The following is a 16,254-nucleotide window of genomic DNA, read 5'->3' as shown; positions in this document are numbered from 1 at the left end:
GTGCGCCGCCGAGACTGCCGACGTCGCGCCCGCTCGATGGCGTAACAATCTTGCGGAAATTTGAGTAACGTTATTCACTATCGTCATGTCGAATGATAACAGAGCGTCGGAAATTGCGGCACGCCTCCGCCAGCGGATCGCGACGATGCATATCGGGGAGAAACTGCCGGGTGTCCGCGAACTCTCCGGAGAGTTCGCGGCGAGTGCAGCCACCGTCTCGGCAGCTCTCTCGGAACTGAGCGCATTCGGGCTGGTCCGGGCTGAGCCCGGACGGGGAACGTTCGTGGCGGGCCGCGAACGACTACCGGAACCGGACTTCTCCTGGCAGTCTCAGGCGCTCGGCCGCGCCAGAGTGGACGCCGACCGGGCCGCTCGCCTGGGCGGCTACGGTACTCCCGACCACATCCCGCTCTCCTGGGGATACCTCGCCCCCGAACTACAGCCGAACGAGGAACTGCATCGCATCGGCTCGCGTGCGGCGAAGAGCGGTCGTACCTGGATGATGACGCCGCCAGCGGGATCGCCGGAACTGCGGCGGATCCTCGCCTCCGAATACCGCGCCGACCCGAACGACGTGCTTGTGGTCTCCGGCGGGCAGCAGGGCCTCGTCTTCACGATGCGCACACTCGCCGAGCCGGGGTCGGCGGTCATCACCGAGAGTCCGAGCTATCCGGGCGCGATTCTCGCTGCGCAGAGCGCGGGCCTGAACCTCTCGTCGGTGCCCGCCGACGCCGACGGGATCCTGGTCGACCGTCTCGCCGACGAACTCGAACGCACGCGAGCGCGAGTGGTCTACCTCCAGCCGAGCTACGCGAACCCCACCGGAGCGGTCCTCGGTGCAGAGCGCCGGAAGAAGGTGCTCGAACTCGCCGCCCGACACGGCGCGTTCATCATCGAGGACGACTGGGCCAGACACCTCGGCATCGACGGACAGGCCCCACCCCCCCTCTTCACCGAAGACCCCCACGGACACGTCGTATCGATCCTCACCCTTTCGAAGCCTGCCTCCCCAGGTCTCAGGCTCGGCGCGGTCATCGCGCGCGGCCCGGCAGGCGAACGGCTCCGGGCCTCCCGCACCGCCGACGACCTCTGCGTCGCGCCGCTGGTGCAGGAAATCGCCTGCGGTCTCCTGACTTCGAATGCGTGGCCCCGGCACCTGAAACGCCTGCGCGCAGAGCTCGCGACGCGACGCGACGCACTTGCCTCCGCGATCCACGCCACGACGCCCGGCATCCGCATCCCGTGCGTCCCGCACGGTGGCATTCACCTCTGGGCCAGGCTGCCCCAGGGCGCAGATACCCGCGAGATCTGCACCGCCGCGTACGCGGCCGGGGTACTCATCGGAGACGGGAGTCACTTCTTCGTGGACGAACCACCCGCACCGTTCCTGCGCTTCTCCTACGGGGCCGCAACCGAAGCCCAGATCGCCGAAGGCATCAGGCGGCTCTCCGAAATCCTCCAGCGGTGAGGTTCGGTGGTGCGAAGCAGCGTCCCGCGCCGGGAATTGCGCCCGGTTGGTTGTTGATGTGTTGTGCAGCTCGGATCGCTCAACGTGGTGGCCGGCGGATGATCGACGGTGCCGGACTCTCCGCCGCCCGCAGGTGAGATGTTCCACGGGAATCTACTGGGGGTGCCTCGGTCCTGTCTCGACGAGGGTGTTGACGAGGCCGGCGGCGGTCGCGGCATCGTCGACCACGACCAGGGTGCGCGCGCCGTCGTGCCGGTGCAGCACCAGCGCGGGGCCGCCGCGCAGGACGAACCCTCGGGCACCGCGCAGCGGGCCCAGTACCGCCATGCGGTATCCGTAGCCACCGAAGTGCTTCAGCGGTGCCACGTCGGTGACGGAGGCGGAGGCGATGGCGTTGAGCGGGGTGTGCAGGTGCGGCCACCCGAACAGGCCCGCGACGGTGACCCCGCGGACGTCGACGGTGACGCGGATCGAGCAGGTCAGCGCGACCAGCACGGCGAGCAGCACGGCCAGGCCCAGCAGGATCCACAGGCGTGTGAGCACGCCGAGGGCGGCGACGATACCGATCGCCGCGACGAGCACGATCGTTGTGACGTTGCCGGTGGCCACCGATCGGGTCCACGCGACGAGTTCGTCTGCGCCGAGGGGAATTCGCGGTGCATCGGCGGCCGGGGGAGAGGCAGGTCCGCGCGACCACCGGGGCACCGCCGCGGCGGCAACGGCCCCGAGGGCGACGCCGATGCCGAGTGCTGCGAGGAGAGACGCCCCCGGCGGCGAGGCTGCGGCGGCGTCCGCGAGTCCCCGCTGAGAGCCGGTGACCAGCACGATCAGGGCGGTCACGAAAGCGACCGTCCCCGTGACGGTCGCGGCGACCGCGCGGGTGAGGGCAGGGTCGGTGTCGGCGGCCCGGGTGAGACCGAAACCGAGGGCGGCGAACAGGACACCGAACCCGAGCAACAGTGCGATCGTCGCAGGGAGGCCGGCGAATCCGTCCGCGGTGCCGTCGAGGTTCCAATGTGTTGCGATCGGATCCGGTAGCTGCGCATGCCAGCTCCGGAGCACGAGTGCGCCCGCGGCGGCGACGGCCAGGGGTGCGGCCGTGGAGCTGAGGAGGATGCGGCCGGTGGGGCGCCGGTCGGTGCCGGGATCGTCTGTCATCGGTACTCCGTTCTGATCAGGTCGACGAGATCGTCGGCGCTCAGGCCGACGCGTTTGGCGTGCGCGACGGCCTGAGCGACGGCGGAATGCAAAGCGGCATGCCCGGTTTCGGCGCGGTCGGTGACGACCGCGCCGCGTCCGCGGCGCAGCTCCACCAGGCCTTCGTCGCGCAGTTGCTGGTACCCCCGCAACACGGTGTGGACGTTGAGGCCGAGCGATGCAGCGAGGTCGCGCGCGCCGGGGAGGCGCTCGCCCGCCCGGACCTCGCCCCGGGCCACCGCGCCGCGCACGGCCGCGGCCAGTTGCACGAACAACGGGTCCGGCGAGTTCGGGTCCAGTCTGATGAGCACGGGACAAGCATATTGTTCTATTTGAAATAGAACAAGTCGGCTAACGGCGGCATCGGACCGGTGCGGTCACCGGCGACCCGGCGGCGACGGGGAAGACGGGTCCTGTCCCGGGATCCCGGCCGAGTCGCCGGCCTGCCAGCCCCGGTGGAGCACGTCGACGGCCTCGTGCAACAGGCCGTCGCGGTCGCCGGGGACCGACGCGGGGATCTGGTGCAGTGTGGTCAGCCGGGCGATGCCGTAGACGGTGCCCCACGTGGCAGCGCACCGCCGCAGCACCTCGGCCTCCTCCACACCCTCGGGCTGGCAGGCCGCCACGGTGCCGCGCAACAGACGCCAGTAGTCGGCGGCCGCCTGTTGCAGGCGCGGGTGATCGGCCTTGTCGACCGTGGGCCCGTAGGCCAGGTCGTGCACGTGCGGGCGCTCCCGGACGAACCGCAGGTAGGCGTCGGTGAGCGCGTGCAGCCGGCACCGTGGATCGGATCCGGCTGCCTCGACGGCGGCGGCCGCCTCTGCCGCGGCGCCCTGCAGCCCGGTGCCCGCCACGGCCGCGAGGAACCGGCGCTTGTTCCCGAAGTGCACGTAGGGCGCCTGGTGGCTCACGTCCAGCTGCTGCGCCACCCGGCGGAGGCTGAGGCGTTCGGCCGGCTGCTCCCTCAGCAGTTCGAGCGCGGCTCGGAGCAGCCGTTCGTCGAGCGTGTCGGTCATCCGTCCACCAGCCCTTCCCGGCGTGCGCGGCTCCGCCCATTGACAGTGTCAACCTACCGCGGGACCATAGCAATTGACAGTGTCAACCCGAGTCGCACCGGAGGTGGTGGCGGTCATGACACGGATGCAGAAGATCTCGACCGAGGTGGGTCCACTCGCCGTCCGCGTGCACGGGGAGGGCCGGCCCGCGGTGCTCTGGCACAGCCTGTTCGTCGACGAAAGATCCTGGAGCAGAGTCGAAGACGCGCTGGGAGTCGACCGGCGCCTCGTCGTGGTCACCGGTCCCGGGCACGGGGCGAGCGGTGACCCCGGCCGGCGCTACACCACCGGGGAATGCGCCGCGGCGGCCGTCACCGTGCTCGACGCCCTCGGTGTCGACGAACCAGTCGACTGGGTCGGCAATGCCTGGGGCGGCCACGTCGGCATCGTCTTCGCGACCGACGCGGCGTCGAGGTGCCGGACGCTGGTGACGCTGGGGACGCCCGTCCAGGCGCTGAACCGGCCGGAGCGCGCACGCACGCTGTTCCTCCTCGCCGCCTACCGGACGCTCGGCGCCGCCGGGTTCATCCGGTCCGGCGTGACGAACGTATTGCTCTCCGCCGCAACGAGGGAGCGCGACCCGCAGGCGGTCGCACTCGTCGAGGACTGTTTCGTCCGCGCGGACCGGGCCGCGCTGCGCAACGCCGTCGTCTCCATCTCGCTGCACCGGCCCGACCTCACCGAGCGGCTCCCACGGGTGTCGGTCCCGACCCTGTTCGTCACCGGCAGCGATCACAAGGGCTGGACGCCCGAGCAGGCACGCGCGGCGAGCCTGCTGCTACCCGACGGGTCCTGCGCCATCGTCGACGGCGCCGCGTACCTCGTACCGCTCGAGGCGCCGGCCGAGACGACGGACCTGGTGCGGCGATTCTGGGCCGCCGCGGTACCGCGCCGTACGTGAGACGTCTTGCAGAACTTCAGAGTTCGCGTCGCATGGCCGCGCGGGGCCACCGGTCCATACCCCCGGCGGCCTCGTCGCGCCGGATCTGCCGCAGCCCCGGGCCGAGTTCGTCGTCGCGCAGGTACCGGAAGCCGAGCCGCCGGTAGTACGGCCCGTTCCACGGGACGTCGGCGAAGGTGGTCAGCGTCAGGGCGGGCAGTTCGCGGACACGCGCCCAGCCGGCGAGATGGTCGATCAGGGCCCGGCCGAGCCCGCGGCGCGCATGGTCCGGATGCACCGACACCTGCTCGATGTGGGCGGTGCCGTCGACGACATCGGCGAGCAGGTATGCCACCGGGCGGTCGTGGCCGTCGAGGCACACCCAGGCGCGCCCGCCGGTCACATACTCGTGCAGCTCCTCGAGCGTGGGCGGCGGGTCGGCGGCGACGGCGTCCATTCCGAGGTCCGCGAACGCGCGGCCGGCCGCGCGCTCGATGTCCTGAAGAACCGGCAGCTCCGCCGCGAGTGCGGGACGGACGCGGGGCGCGTCGTCGCCGGGCAGCGCGAGGTCCTTGAAGAAGTACAGCGACGATGCGGAGTACGCGTACTTGCCGAACCGTTCGGGCAGCGGCTCGTATCCGGCGGCGGCATACATGGCGAGAGCCTCGGGCTGCTCGGTGCCGGTCTCGAGCACCATCCGACGCCGGCCCGCCTCGACGGCGGTGCGTTCGAGTTCGGCCAGGATCCGTCGGGCCACGCCCCGGCGGCGGGCGCCTTCCCGCACGTACATGCGCTTGATCTCGGCGTCGCCGTCGCGCAGTCCCGGATGCGCCGAGTCGCGGGCGCGCCAGCCACCGATCCCCGCCGGCGAGCCGCCGCCGTGGGCGAGCAGGAAGACGCCGTGCGGCGGGGTGAACTCCTCCGGATGCAGCGACGTGTGGTCCGGTCCGCCGTAGCGACGGACGTACTCGAGCTGCACCTCGTCGATCAGGGACTGCACCTCGGCGTCGTCGATGGGACGCGGTTCGATCTGCACGGCCGGAGGGTACCGCGCGTTCGCGGCGCCATACTGGGAAGGTGGGTTCTGCCGCCGGAACGGACTGTGGTGATTTCGCGGCCGCCCCCTGGCTCTATCCCGGGACGGCCGCGCCGGGCAGTGGCCTGCTCCGGGGGGACGGCTATCACCGGGCACGTCCCCGGCCGGGAGCCGGCCTCGGTGCGGCACGGCTGGACGGGCGCGAGGACTCGACGCTCGACGAGGCGCTGCGCCGGGCCGGCGTCGCCGGCGTCGGCGACCGGCACCTCGTCGTCGCGGTGGGCTCGAACGCGTGCCCGGCGGTCGTGCGGCGCAAGTTCACGGCCGGAAACGTCGACACCACCGTGCCGTTCCTGCGCGCGACGGTCGTGGGCATCGCCGTCGGGCACAGCGCCCACGTCAGCGTGGCCGGCTACGTCGCGGCGACCGCGTTCCGGCGGCCGGGGACCCGCACCCCGGTGTTCGCGTCGCTGCTCGACCGAGACCAGCTCGCGTGCCTCGATGCGACGGAGCCGAACTACACGCGACGTACCGTGACCGCGGACGAGTGCCGGCTGGAGATCGACGGCGGACAGCGGCCGGCGTCCTTCGGCGTGTACGTCTCGAAGTGGGGCGCCCTCGCGCCGCCGGGGGCGCCGCCGCTGCCGCTGCAGTCCCAGGAGGCGCTGTTCGCCGCGCTCCTGCGCCACTGTGCCGGGTTCGCCGCACTCGTCGGCCGGCGCCCGCACGAGTACCGGTCCGCGATGAAAGCCCTTGCGGGTGAAGCGGACCTGCGCGCCGCCCTGCGACAGTCGTTCGCCGCGTCGGGCTGGGCCGCCCACAGCGGCTTCGACGGCTAGCGGCAGGAGCAACGACTTCCGCGACAGCCGGGTCGACAACGGTGAGAACCCGGCGTTGACTGGAGAGATACATACTCCCCTGGCCATGGAGGCCGTCATGCTCATCATCTTCGGACTCGTCGTTCTCCTCGCCGCCGTGATCATCGGTGTGGCCGGGGTGTTGGGCAACACCGGCGCCGCCCATGCACTGACCGACGACAGCTTCGTCGTCTTCGGGTACCACGTCACCGGTTCGACCGGGGCACTGTTCCTCTACGGCATCGTCGTCGGTGCGATCGGAGCGGTCGGGCTGAGTCTCCTGCTCGCCGGTGCGCAGCGGACCTCGCGTCGAGGTCGGCTCGCTCGCCGCGAACTGAAAGAATCCCGCCTCGAGACCACCGCTGCGAGGCACGAGTACGACCGGTCTTCCGCACCGCAGCCCGGCAGCGCCGCCCCGCCGCCGCCCGGGGGCTCGCCGTCCAACTCACCCGATTGGCGCCATCCGTTCGGCAATCGATCCGGTGGGTCGACCGCCGCCCCCCACTGATCGTCCTCCCCGGCCCCCGAGGCGATCGGGGGCGGACCGCCGGCACCAGCGCCGGTTCGATGCTCGGGCTGTGATGTTCGGCCGGCAGCGGGCCGAAGTCACTGCACCGGCGGTGCCGGTGTGGGCGGTGTCGGCGCCCGAAGGTGGGTGGGGGTGCTGAACCGGGCTGCGCGCCGGTGGATCCGGTGTTCGTGACCGCGCCACCGCACTGCCGGCAGATACCGCATCGGTTCGGCGTAGAACACGCGCTTGGCATACTCGATCAGCACCAGATAGCCGATCACCAGCACGACCAGGGTGAGGAAGAACCCGATCGGCAGGGGCGTGAACCCCAGGTCCGCGCCGAGCGGGGAGACCGTGATCGCGATACCGACCGCAAGCACCCCGGCGACGGTGAGCACCAGTCCCAGGCTGGGCCGGCTGCGCAGGAACGGGACGCGGCGGGTGCGGATCGCGAACACGATCAGGGTCTGGGTGGCCAGGGATTCGACGAACCAACCGGTGTGGAACAGCTCCGGCCCGGCAGCGAACACCCCGAGCATGATCCCGAAGGTGATGAAGTCGAACAGCGAGCTGATCGGGCCGAAGAACAGCATGAACCGGCGGATGAACGCGATGTCCCAATGCGAGGGTGCGTGCAGTTGTTCCTCGTCGACGCGATCACCGGGAATCGCGAGCTGGCTGGTGTCGTAGAGCAGGTTGTTGAGCAGGATCTGGCTCGGCAGCATCGGCAGGAAATCCAGCACCGCCGAGGCCGCCGCGGCGCTGAACATGTTGCCGAAATTGCTCGACGTGCTCATCAGCACGTACTTGATCGTGTTGGTGAAGGTACGCCGCCCTTCCGTGACGCCGTCCGCCAACACTCCGAGATCCTTCTCGAGCAGCACCACATCCGCGGCGTCCTTGGCCACATCGGTGGCGGAATCGACGGAGATGCCGACGTCCGCGGTTTGCAGGGCCAGCGCGTCGTTGACGCCGTCGCCGAGAAATCCGACAGACCGGCCGTGGGTGCGCAGGGTCTCGACCAGTCGCGCCTTCTGCTCCGGGGAGACCCGGGCAAAGATGGTGGCCCGCAATGCTGCCTCGCTGAACTGCGCGTCGTCGAGACCTGCGAGGTCGGAGCCGGTCAGGCTGCCGCCGGAGACGAGCCCGAGGTCGGCGCAGACCTTCTCGGCGACCTGCGGGTTGTCGCCGGTGGCCACCTTGACGGTGATGCCGAGGGCGGCGAGCCGGGTCAGCGAAGCGGTCGCGGAGGTCTTCGGCCGGTCGAGGAACACGAGGAAGCCGGTCAGGATCAGGCCGTGTTCGTCGTCGGGGACGAGCCGATCGGCGTGGCCGGGCGCGGGTTTGGAGGCCACGGCGACGACGCGGCTGCCTTGGGCGAACAGGCCGTTCAGCACCGTGTGCGCGGCGGTACCGACGTCGGCGCAGCGATCGAGCACGGTCTCGGGCGCGCCCTTGACCACGATCAAGGACTCGCCGTCGGGACCGCGCACCAGCGTCGAGGACATGCGTCGCTCGTGGTCGAACGGCAGGGTGGCCAGCCGGGTGTACCCGTCCGCGACCGGGCCGGTGGGACCTGCCGCCGCCCACAGGGCGGTGTCCAGCGCGTTCGAACCGAGACGGACACCGCCGGCGGTGTCGGTGTCCGTCTCGGTGGCGAGCAGGCCGTGCAACAGCGCCGCCGAGCTGGGAGCACCGGAGGGGGCCAGCGCCTCGCGGAAACCGATCCGTCCGTCGGTGAGGGTGCCGGTCTTGTCGGTGAGGAGGATGTCGATGTCACCGAGGTCCTCGATGCACACCAGACGTTTGACCAGAACCTTGCGGCGGGCCAGGCGTCGGGAACCTTCGGCGAGGGAGGTGCTCACCACCGCCGGCAGCAGCTGCGGGGTGATGCCCACCGCGATGGCGAAGGCGAACAGCAGCGACTCGATCAGCGGGCGCTGCAGCACCAGGTTGGTGACCACGATCGTCGCGGTCAGAGCGACGGCGACCTGCAGCAGCAGCACCGAGAAGCGCCGCAGCCCGATCTGGAACTCGGTCTCCGGCTCGCGTTCACCGAGCCCGACCGCGATGCGCCCGAACTCGGCGTCCGCGCCGGTGGCGACGACCACCCCCCGTCCCGGTGCCGGCATGGACGACGGTGCCCATGAATGCGCACCCGGCCAGATCTGCCAGGGCCGTTCCCGGCGGCACCGGGTCCACGGACTTGGCGGCCGGCTCCGATTCACCGGTCAGGACACTCTCGTCGCATTCGAGCCCGGTCGCGCTGAGCAGGCGCAGGTCGGCGGGCACGAGCTCGCCCAGGACGAGGTGCACCACATCGCCGGGCACCAGTTCGGTGACGTCGATCGTGGCAGCGGCGCCGTCGCGCAGCACCACCACGGTGTGCCGTTGCCTCGAGTGCAGTGCGGCGCTGGCGCGTTCGGCGCGGTACTCGTTGACGAAGCCCAACCCGATGCTCGCCAGCAGGATGACCCCGATGATGACGGCGTCGTTGCGGTCGCCGAGAAAGAACGATGCAACCGCGGTCGCGGACAGCAGCAGCAACAGCGCGCTGCGCAGTTGCCGCCCCACCACCGCCAGGGCACTCACGCCGTGGCTGCGCACCGCGTTCGGTCCGGCCACCGCCAGCCGGGCGGCCGCGTCGGCGCTGCTCAGACCGGTGGACGAACTCTGCAGACGGGACAGCACGTCGGTGCTCTCACCGGCCGCGGCGTCGGCCGCGGCGATGTGCAGGACCGGGAGGCCGGTCATCCGGCCATACCGATCGGTGCCGCGACTCGCCCGTGCAGTGCGACGACAACGGACATCCTGCCCCTGCTCAACCGCGCAGGCACGTCACCCGCACCGCCGCACCCTGTGCGGCACAGCATCCGCCTCGCCGCTGCCTGCATGGCCGCAAACTTAACTGGTCCCGGCTACGTTCGGAGCGGTCCGCGTACAGACGCGGGCAACCACGGGTTCGTCCCGGTCACGACCTGCCGGTCTCGTCCAGCCGCCGGCGCAGGTGCTCCCGTTCGGGTTCGGTTCCGGCCTGCTCGAGCGCCCGCCGGTAGGCGACGGCGGCCTCGTCGTCGCGGCCGAGCCGGTGCAGCAGTTCGCCGCGCGCGGTGGAATACGGGTGGTAGCCGCGCAGCCGGGGCTCGTCGGCGAGTGCGTCGAGCAGCGCCAGGCCGGCCTCGGGACCGTCACGCATCGCCACCGCCACGGCGCGGTTCACCGCGACGACCGGCGACGGTGCCAGGGCGGACAGGACGTCGTAGAGCGCGACGATCTGCGGCCAGTCGGTGGATGCGGCGCCGGGGGCCTCGTCGTGCAGCGCCGCGATCGCGGCCTGCACTCCGTACGGACCCGGCGGGCCGCCGGTCAGCGCCACGGGCACGAGGGCGGTGCCCTCGGCGATCAGGGCGTGGTCCCACCGTGCGCGATCCTGATCCGCGAGCAGAACGATCTCGCCGTCCGGGCCGGTCCGGGCGGCGCGTCGCGCATGGATCAGCAGCATCAAAGCGAGCAGCCCGGTCACCTCCCGCTCGCCGGGCAGCAGTCGGCGCAGGATCCGGACCAGCCGGATCGACTCCTCGGCGAGGTCGAGACGTTGCAGGTCCGGCCCCGAGCTGGCTACGTATCCCTCGGTGAAGACCGAGTAGAGCACCTGTAGCACGCCCGGCAGTCGCGCCGGCAGCTCGTCCGGATCCGGCACCCGGAACGGGATACGGGCCTGCCGGATCTTCTTCTTCGCCCGTACGATCCGCTGGGCCATCGTCGCGGTCGGGACGAGAAAGGCGCGCGCCACCTCGGGTGTCTCGAGCCCGGCCAGGCATCGCAGGGTCAGTGCCATCCGGTCCTCGGCCGGCAGCGCCGGGTGGGCACAGGTGAAGAACAACTGCAGGCGTTCGTCGGGCATCTCACTGCCGGAGTCCGGGGTGTGGGAGGGGGCGGCCCGTTCCGAATCCACCTGCAGAACGGCGAGCCGGGCGGCGTACACCTGATCCCGCCGGAGCCGGTCCACGGCCTTGCGCCGCGCCGTCGTCAGCAGCCAGGCCCCCGGCTTGGCCGGTACGCCCCGGACGGGCCAGTGCACCAGCGCCGCCTCGATCGCCTCGGCGGCGACGTCCTCGGCCAGGTCGAGGTCGCCGAAGCGGTGTACGAGCGCGGCGAGCAGCCGACCGCGCTCCTCCCGGAACACCGCTTCCACGGCGGCGTCGACCCGGGCGCCGGCGCCCGGCCCGTCCGTCGCGGTCACTGCCCGAAGTCGGCGATCGGCCGCACCACCACGGATCCGCCGCCGCGCGCCCCGGGACAGCGGGCCGCCCAGTCCAGCGCGACGTCGAGGTCGGGCACGTCGACGACGTAGAAGCCCCCGAGGACCTCGCGCGTCTCGGCGAACGGCCCGTCGGTGGTGACGGCACGCGCACCGTCGGGGCCGACCCGCACGGTCGTCGCGGTGGTCAGGTCCGCGAGCGACTCCGAGGCAACGACGATTCCGGTCTCCTGGATCTGCTTGTCGTAGACCATCCACTCCTCGACGCTGCACTGGTCGCCTGCGTCGGCCGATGCGGCGTTGATCAGCAGCATGTACTTCATGGTGAGCACCTCTCGTTGGGTGAGTGTCCTGTGCGGCAGGGTTGCCGTACGACATGACGACGAACGGGACGGCGGCGGATCGACAGGGGTACCGGTTCATTGTCGACGGCGACCCCGACATCCGGTGGCACGTCCGGGCGCGGTCGCCGGATCGTCAGCCGGCATACCCCACGGTCGCGCCGGTGCGCTCCCGGGCGCGGGCCAGTCGCTGTGCCTCGGCCTCGAGTTCGTCCCGCGTCCGCACGGACAGCGGCTCGAACGGCTCGACCAACACCGCGAGCGTGTCCCGGGGCGTGGCCCTCGCCCGCCAGATCCCTCGTATCTCCCCGTCGACGAGGACGACACCGGGGCTGCCGATCGGGCGCCAGATCGCCTTCCGGCGCGCTCGGTCCGGGACCAGGAACTCTCTGTCCCGGGCCTGCAGCCACGGATCGCCGGGCGGCAGCAGGCGGGTCGCTCGCACGTCGGCGGCCCCGTCCAGGTCAGCGACCGCCGAGGCCGGCACCAGGCCCTTCCCGGCCGGGCCGTTCACCGGAACCAGATCGTCGGGCAGGACCGCGCGAATCGTTGCGATGTCGGTGCCCAGGAAGGCCGCCAGCCCGGCCGGTGTGACCGGCGCCAGCACGTCGGCGTACCGGTGCAGGGCGGCAGCGGTGCCCTCGGCGCGGTCGGGCACCGCATCGGGTCCGATCCCTTCGGGCAGGACGTCGAGGTGGGTGCTGCGGCCCTGTGGGCAGACCCGCACGCGCGCCGCGAGACCGACCTGCTGGAACAGCGCACCGGAGATGTGTCGGGTTCTGCACGAGGGGCAGTGATAGGTGAGGTCGGCGGGAACCGCCGCGCTGACCGCCGCACTCAGCTCTCCCTTGGTCATCGGGCCGGTGAGCGCGGCGCCCATGGCCTCGGCCGCCTCGGTGAATGCGCGCAGGCCGCGCTGGGCGCCCTCGCGGATCTGCCCGGTCCCGATACGTGTCGTGGCGTCGGTGTCGTTCACCGGCCAGAGGGCCGCGGCGAGAAACGCGAGATCCCCGGGCCGATGCAGGTGCGGCGCCCCGCGCCACGACCATACGAGGACGAGTGAATCATGTTCTGCCGCGGCGTCGTCCGATCGTGCGGCGAGCGCGTCGCGGGCCGATCCGTACGGGGTGTCCTGGACCCCGAGCGCAAGCACCCGATCTCGCCCGGCGGAGGTCCGGTCGAGTCCCTGGGCCGCGGCCCGGTAGCCGAGGATCCGACGTCGGCCGAGTGTCGTGACAACCACTTCCGGCCCTCCGATCCTGTCGTCGCCGTGGTGTCCCCGGACGCGCCGGTGCGGGCGATCCCGGCAACGACGATCCCGACCACGACATTGTCGGCGACCGCGGCCCGCCCGTGGTGCCGCGCGGACTACCGGCGAGTCCAGGGTCCGCCCAGAATATGTGGGCTCCGTTCCTCTGCGACAGCCCCGCTGCCTGCTCTATCGTTGTGACGGGTGACAGGGCGGGCGGGCGCCGACTCCGGGATGTGTTGCAGGGCCACGTGCCAGGCCGGTCCTGGCAGGGGACCGGGACCGGAGGGTTGCGATGGTGCTGTTGTACTCGCGCACGGGCCGGTGCGGACCCCGGCGGGGCGCTCGGTGAGTTCTCGAGCACGAGCGGTTCGATTCGGCGGTGGATCGACGAATCGGGCGGCCTCCGCCGATCCACGTGCGCGGCGACATCGGTACCGCCACCTCTCCGGTCTTGAACTCGGTCTTGCCCCAGCAGTTTCCGGGTGGCAACGGGGTGGCCGGCTTACCTCGGATCGGCTTCCCGGGACAGGGGGATCGATCGCGGTTGCGGGGTGAGGTGACGGCGCTGAGAAGGGGCAGGGGCTCGCGGTTCACAGGGGGACAGGGCGAGGAGCGGTCGAATGCAGGGGAAAGCTGTCGGTGACGAGGACGCGCTGGTGCTGCAGCCGTTGTCGATCGCGGTGCTCGACGGCCTGTGGGTGGGCAGCGGGATCACCGTCGGCATATGGGTGTTCGGATCACTGCTGTGGACGGTGGTCGTAGTGCTGGTCTGCGCCGGCACACACGCCGTCGGTTGCCGTACCCGCGGCGGTGGCGGCGCCGACAGGGTAGAGGCGACCGGTCCGTAGGAATTCGTCGCGGCCTCCGAATCGAATCTCGGCACTCGTCGAACAAGGGAGAGAAAGCATGGTCCGAGCAGTGATCTTCGCCGCCGGGACGGCCGTAGGCTTCGTCCTCGGTACCCGTGCCGGGCGGCAGACCTACGAGAAGATGAGGGATCAGTCCCTCGGCCTCTGGCACAACCCCGCGGTGCACGAGAAGGTGAGCGGTGCGACGCAGACCGCGAAAGACAAGGTGCCACAGGTGCAGCACAGGGTCGAGGCGCTGGCGAAGAAGGCGGCCCACCGCGGTTCGGGCACGGGCACCGGCACTGCCACCGGTGTACCGCTGACCGAGGCTGCGGCATCCGCTCCGGCGGCCATGGAACCGACTGTTCCTCCGACGACGGACGACCGGCCGAGCCTCGGTCCGAACAACTGAGCCCGCCGATGAGGCCCTCGGCGACGCGGCCCCCCGCGCGCCGGAATCACGGACGCGGGTGTGTTCGGGGCGCGGACGTCGCTGCGCACTCCCGCCCCGGAGGGAGGCCCGCGATACCGAGGATCTCCGGCGGAACGCCGGCTTTGCCCGGTCACGGTGCCGGCGGGTGTCCCGGATCGGGGTCGGCAACTCGGCGCGGTTGCGGCATGCGAGGTTGTGATGATGGTGAGCGAAGCAGATCGCGAACGCCGCCGGGCGCGCCGGACCGCGGCCGAACGGCTGCATCCGGACGTCGGTGGGGACGCGGAGGCGTTGGCCACCGCGCTCGAGGCGATAGATCGTGCGCGTGCGGTCCCTGACTCGGAATCGGTCCCTGCCTCGGAGCCGCCGCCTGCGGCGGTGGTGGTGCAGGGGCGCCGAGCCCTGTGGCGGCGGCACCTGCTGCGGGTACGGCCCCGCCGCAGAATCCGGCCCTACCGTCACGCCGGATGGTGAGGCCGCCGCCGGCGCGACGGATCGCCGTCTTCTTCGCGGTCGTCACGACGGCGTCAGGGCTCACCGCGCTCATGGCCTTCGCGTCGGACGTGGAGAACAACGCCGTGATCGCATGGGCGTCGTTGGGTCCGTACCTGCTGCTCGGGACGGTGGCGGGCGCGATCGCCGCCGCGCTCGCCCGGCGACCGGTACTGCTGGCGTCGGCACTCGTCGTCGTCGCGGCCGGCGCATGGACCCTGGGACCGCTGTACCTGCCCGGCGTCCCGGGCGACGGGCCGGACGCCGCATCCGGTCCCACCATCCGCGTGATGCAGGCCAATCTCATGGTCAGGCAGGCCGACTCCGATGCGCTGGTCCGGACGGTGCGCGAGCGACAGATCGACGTCCTCACCGTGCAGGAGCTGACCGACGGCGCGGTGGCCGCGCTGCAGGTCGCGGGGCTCGACGACCTGCTACCGCATCGCTTTCTGGCCCCGACGCCGACCGGCGGTGCGGGCGCCGGGATCTACAGCAGGTTTCCCGTCTCGGCCGGCCGGACGCTCGACGGGTTCGGGCCGACGAACCTGACCGCGACTCTGGACACCGGTCCCGGACGCCCGCTGATCCTGTACGCGGTGCATCCCGCGCCGCCGTACCTGACACCCGCTCCGGCGTGGGCGGCCGAGCTGGAACGACTGGACGCGGAGCTCGAGTCGGTGTCCGGCACGGCCCCGGTCGTGGTCAGCGGGGACTTCAACGCGACGTACTCGCACACCCGCTTCCGCGACCTGCTCGACGACGGGTACGTGCACGCCGCGGACCGGGTCGGCGGCGGGCTCGTGCCGACGTATCCGGCGGACCGCCGCTACCCGGCCCTCGTCGGGATCGATCACATCCTCACGCGGGACGCCACGGCGACCGCCCTCGAACGGATCGAGCTGCCCGGCTCCGATCATCACGGCCTCGTCGCCGGGATCCGGCTCCCTCCGCCGTCCGGTGACGAGAGTTCCGTCGAAGGTGGATAGCGACCTCACCGCACGACCCGCAGCCGGATGTCGGTCGCGACGGGCCCGCGGGTCGCGACGAGACGTTCCAGCGCGAGCGGGGTTCCGCCCGGGCGGTCGAACAGCCGGACGCCGTCGCCGAGCAGGACCGGCGCGATGCAGACGAAGATCTCGTCGAGCAGGCCGGCCTCGAGGCACTGCCGGGCGACGTCGGCGCCGAGCACGTTGACGTATTTCCCGCCCGCGGCCGTGGTGGCCGCGGCCACGGCCGCGTGGAGGTCACCGACGAACGTCACGCCCGGGACCGGCTCGGCCGGAGGGTGGTGGGTGAGCACGAACTGCGGTCCGCTCCAGCCGCCACCGAACGCCTCGCCCTCGGCGGGTGTGCCCTTGTGCGGGTCGTCGCCGCGGAAGGTGCGGTTGCCGACGAGGAGCGCGCCGATCTCGCCGACGAGTTCGTCGATCGCCGGATCCGGTCCGAGGTACGGCACCAGCCACGACATGTCGCCGCCGGGACCGGCGATGAATCCGTCGACCGACATCGTCGCCGAGTACAGCAGCTTGCTCATCGGCCTGCCTTCCGCTCGCGGTGTCTCGATTCTGTCCGCACCGACCGCCGAACGGACGGAAACTCCTCGCAAGGACGTGTAACTGGTTA

15 protein-coding genes and 1 pseudogene are annotated in these 16,254 nt (G+C 71.5%); 7 read left to right on the top strand and 9 right to left on the bottom strand.

The window, feature by feature from the left end:
- Positions 1–85 precede the first annotated feature (85 nt).
- Entirely contained in the window at positions 86–1,468 is a 1,383-nt protein-coding gene (locus ISO16_RS08265) for an aminotransferase-like domain-containing protein (protein ID WP_072635708.1), read from the top strand.
- 153 nt (positions 1,469–1,621) lie between these two features.
- Here the strand turns inward: ISO16_RS08265 and ISO16_RS08260 are convergent, their stop codons facing one another.
- The 3 genes from ISO16_RS08260 to ISO16_RS08250 all read right to left on the bottom strand — a co-directional run bounded on the left by ISO16_RS08260 (position 1,622) and on the right by ISO16_RS08250 (position 3,681).
- The gene (locus ISO16_RS08260; RefSeq protein WP_072635707.1) at positions 1,622–2,626 is read right to left on the bottom strand and encodes a DUF1648 domain-containing protein; all 1,005 of its coding nucleotides are present in this window, start codon (positions 2,624–2,626) and stop codon (positions 1,622–1,624) included.
- Positions 2,623–2,976, bottom strand: a complete 354-nt coding sequence (locus ISO16_RS08255; RefSeq protein ID WP_006930948.1) for a GntR family transcriptional regulator — start codon at positions 2,974–2,976, stop codon at positions 2,623–2,625. Before ISO16_RS08255 ends, ISO16_RS08260 begins: the two co-directional genes overlap by 4 nt.
- A gap of 66 nt (positions 2,977–3,042) precedes the next feature.
- Complete coding sequence (locus ISO16_RS08250; RefSeq protein ID WP_006930946.1) at positions 3,043–3,681, bottom strand: TetR-like C-terminal domain-containing protein; 639 nt, start codon at positions 3,679–3,681, stop codon at positions 3,043–3,045.
- A 115-nt stretch (positions 3,682–3,796) separates the two neighbouring features.
- Between ISO16_RS08250 and ISO16_RS08245 the strand changes: the two genes are divergently transcribed.
- Entirely contained in the window at positions 3,797–4,621 is an 825-nt protein-coding gene (locus ISO16_RS08245; RefSeq protein WP_072635813.1) for an alpha/beta fold hydrolase, read from the top strand.
- Positions 4,622–4,637: 16 nt separating this feature from the next.
- On the opposite strand, the gene ISO16_RS08240 is transcribed toward ISO16_RS08245, so the two are convergent.
- Positions 4,638–5,636 (bottom strand): GNAT family N-acetyltransferase, encoded by a 999-nt coding sequence (locus tag ISO16_RS08240; RefSeq protein WP_072635706.1) that lies wholly within the window; start codon positions 5,634–5,636, stop codon positions 4,638–4,640.
- Between the two features lie 41 nt (positions 5,637–5,677).
- Between ISO16_RS08240 and ISO16_RS08235 the strand changes: the two genes are divergently transcribed.
- Complete coding sequence (locus tag ISO16_RS08235; protein WP_072635705.1) at positions 5,678–6,475, top strand: hypothetical protein; 798 nt, start codon at positions 5,678–5,680, stop codon at positions 6,473–6,475.
- A gap of 97 nt (positions 6,476–6,572) precedes the next feature.
- Positions 6,573–7,001: a hypothetical protein gene (locus tag ISO16_RS08230; RefSeq protein WP_043800627.1), complete on the top strand. Its 429-nt coding sequence runs from the start codon at positions 6,573–6,575 to the stop codon at positions 6,999–7,001.
- Between the two features lie 98 nt (positions 7,002–7,099).
- Here ISO16_RS08230 and mgtA read toward each other — a convergent pair.
- The 4 genes and pseudogenes from mgtA to ISO16_RS08210 all read right to left on the bottom strand — a co-directional run bounded on the left by mgtA (position 7,100) and on the right by ISO16_RS08210 (position 12,849).
- Positions 7,100–9,758 (bottom strand): annotated as a pseudogene (gene mgtA / locus ISO16_RS08225) (magnesium-translocating P-type ATPase).
- Between the two features lie 217 nt (positions 9,759–9,975).
- The gene (locus tag ISO16_RS08220; protein WP_072635704.1) at positions 9,976–11,247 is read right to left on the bottom strand and encodes an RNA polymerase sigma factor; all 1,272 of its coding nucleotides are present in this window, start codon (positions 11,245–11,247) and stop codon (positions 9,976–9,978) included.
- Positions 11,244–11,588, bottom strand: coding sequence for a YciI family protein (locus ISO16_RS08215; RefSeq protein ID WP_043800623.1), 345 nt, complete (start codon positions 11,586–11,588; stop codon positions 11,244–11,246). Before ISO16_RS08215 ends, ISO16_RS08220 begins: the two co-directional genes overlap by 4 nt.
- 154 nt (positions 11,589–11,742) lie before the next feature.
- The gene (locus ISO16_RS08210) at positions 11,743–12,849 is read right to left on the bottom strand and encodes a DNA glycosylase AlkZ-like family protein (RefSeq protein WP_072635703.1); all 1,107 of its coding nucleotides are present in this window, start codon (positions 12,847–12,849) and stop codon (positions 11,743–11,745) included.
- 629 nt (positions 12,850–13,478) lie between these two features.
- Here ISO16_RS08210 and ISO16_RS08205 point away from each other — a divergent pair.
- The 3 genes from ISO16_RS08205 to ISO16_RS08195 all read left to right on the top strand — a co-directional run bounded on the left by ISO16_RS08205 (position 13,479) and on the right by ISO16_RS08195 (position 15,617).
- Positions 13,479–13,706 (top strand): hypothetical protein, encoded by a 228-nt coding sequence (locus ISO16_RS08205; protein ID WP_051446102.1) that lies wholly within the window; start codon positions 13,479–13,481, stop codon positions 13,704–13,706.
- 58 nt (positions 13,707–13,764) lie between these two features.
- The gene (locus ISO16_RS08200) at positions 13,765–14,118 is read left to right on the top strand and encodes a YtxH domain-containing protein (RefSeq protein ID WP_072635702.1); all 354 of its coding nucleotides are present in this window, start codon (positions 13,765–13,767) and stop codon (positions 14,116–14,118) included.
- A 488-nt stretch (positions 14,119–14,606) separates the two neighbouring features.
- The gene (locus ISO16_RS08195; protein ID WP_072635701.1) at positions 14,607–15,617 is read left to right on the top strand and encodes an endonuclease/exonuclease/phosphatase family protein; all 1,011 of its coding nucleotides are present in this window, start codon (positions 14,607–14,609) and stop codon (positions 15,615–15,617) included.
- A gap of 5 nt (positions 15,618–15,622) precedes the next feature.
- Here the strand turns inward: ISO16_RS08195 and ISO16_RS08190 are convergent, their stop codons facing one another.
- Complete coding sequence (locus ISO16_RS08190; protein ID WP_072635700.1) at positions 15,623–16,165, bottom strand: dihydrofolate reductase family protein; 543 nt, start codon at positions 16,163–16,165, stop codon at positions 15,623–15,625.
- Positions 16,166–16,254 lie beyond the last annotated feature (89 nt).

Source organism: Rhodococcus sp. M8, from assembly GCF_015654185.1.
GTDB classification, from domain to species: domain Bacteria; phylum Actinomycetota; class Actinomycetes; order Mycobacteriales; family Mycobacteriaceae; genus Rhodococcus; species Rhodococcus aetherivorans.
The sequence above is the reverse complement of the archived record's forward strand: the minus strand, read 5'-3'. Positions and strand labels throughout refer to the sequence as shown.

Bases quoted from the DNA above. Each gene is read 5' to 3' on its own strand.
- ISO16_RS08265 (WP_072635708.1), top strand. From the start codon at position 86: ATGTCGAATGATAACAGAGCGTCGGAAATTGCGGCACGCCTCCGCCAG.
- ISO16_RS08260 (WP_072635707.1), bottom strand. From the start codon at position 2,626: ATGACAGACGATCCCGGCACCGACCGGCGCCCCACCGGCCGCATCCTC.
- ISO16_RS08250 (WP_006930946.1), bottom strand. From the start codon at position 3,681: ATGACCGACACGCTCGACGAACGGCTGCTCCGAGCCGCGCTCGAACTG.
- ISO16_RS08245 (WP_072635813.1), top strand. From the start codon at position 3,797: ATGACACGGATGCAGAAGATCTCGACCGAGGTGGGTCCACTCGCCGTC.
- ISO16_RS08230 (WP_043800627.1), top strand. From the start codon at position 6,573: ATGCTCATCATCTTCGGACTCGTCGTTCTCCTCGCCGCCGTGATCATC.
- ISO16_RS08215 (WP_043800623.1), bottom strand. From the start codon at position 11,588: ATGAAGTACATGCTGCTGATCAACGCCGCATCGGCCGACGCAGGCGAC.
- ISO16_RS08205 (WP_051446102.1), top strand. From the start codon at position 13,479: ATGCAGGGGAAAGCTGTCGGTGACGAGGACGCGCTGGTGCTGCAGCCG.
- ISO16_RS08200 (WP_072635702.1), top strand. From the start codon at position 13,765: ATGGTCCGAGCAGTGATCTTCGCCGCCGGGACGGCCGTAGGCTTCGTC.
- ISO16_RS08195 (WP_072635701.1), top strand. From the start codon at position 14,607: ATGGTGAGGCCGCCGCCGGCGCGACGGATCGCCGTCTTCTTCGCGGTC.
- ISO16_RS08190 (WP_072635700.1), bottom strand. From the start codon at position 16,165: ATGAGCAAGCTGCTGTACTCGGCGACGATGTCGGTCGACGGATTCATC.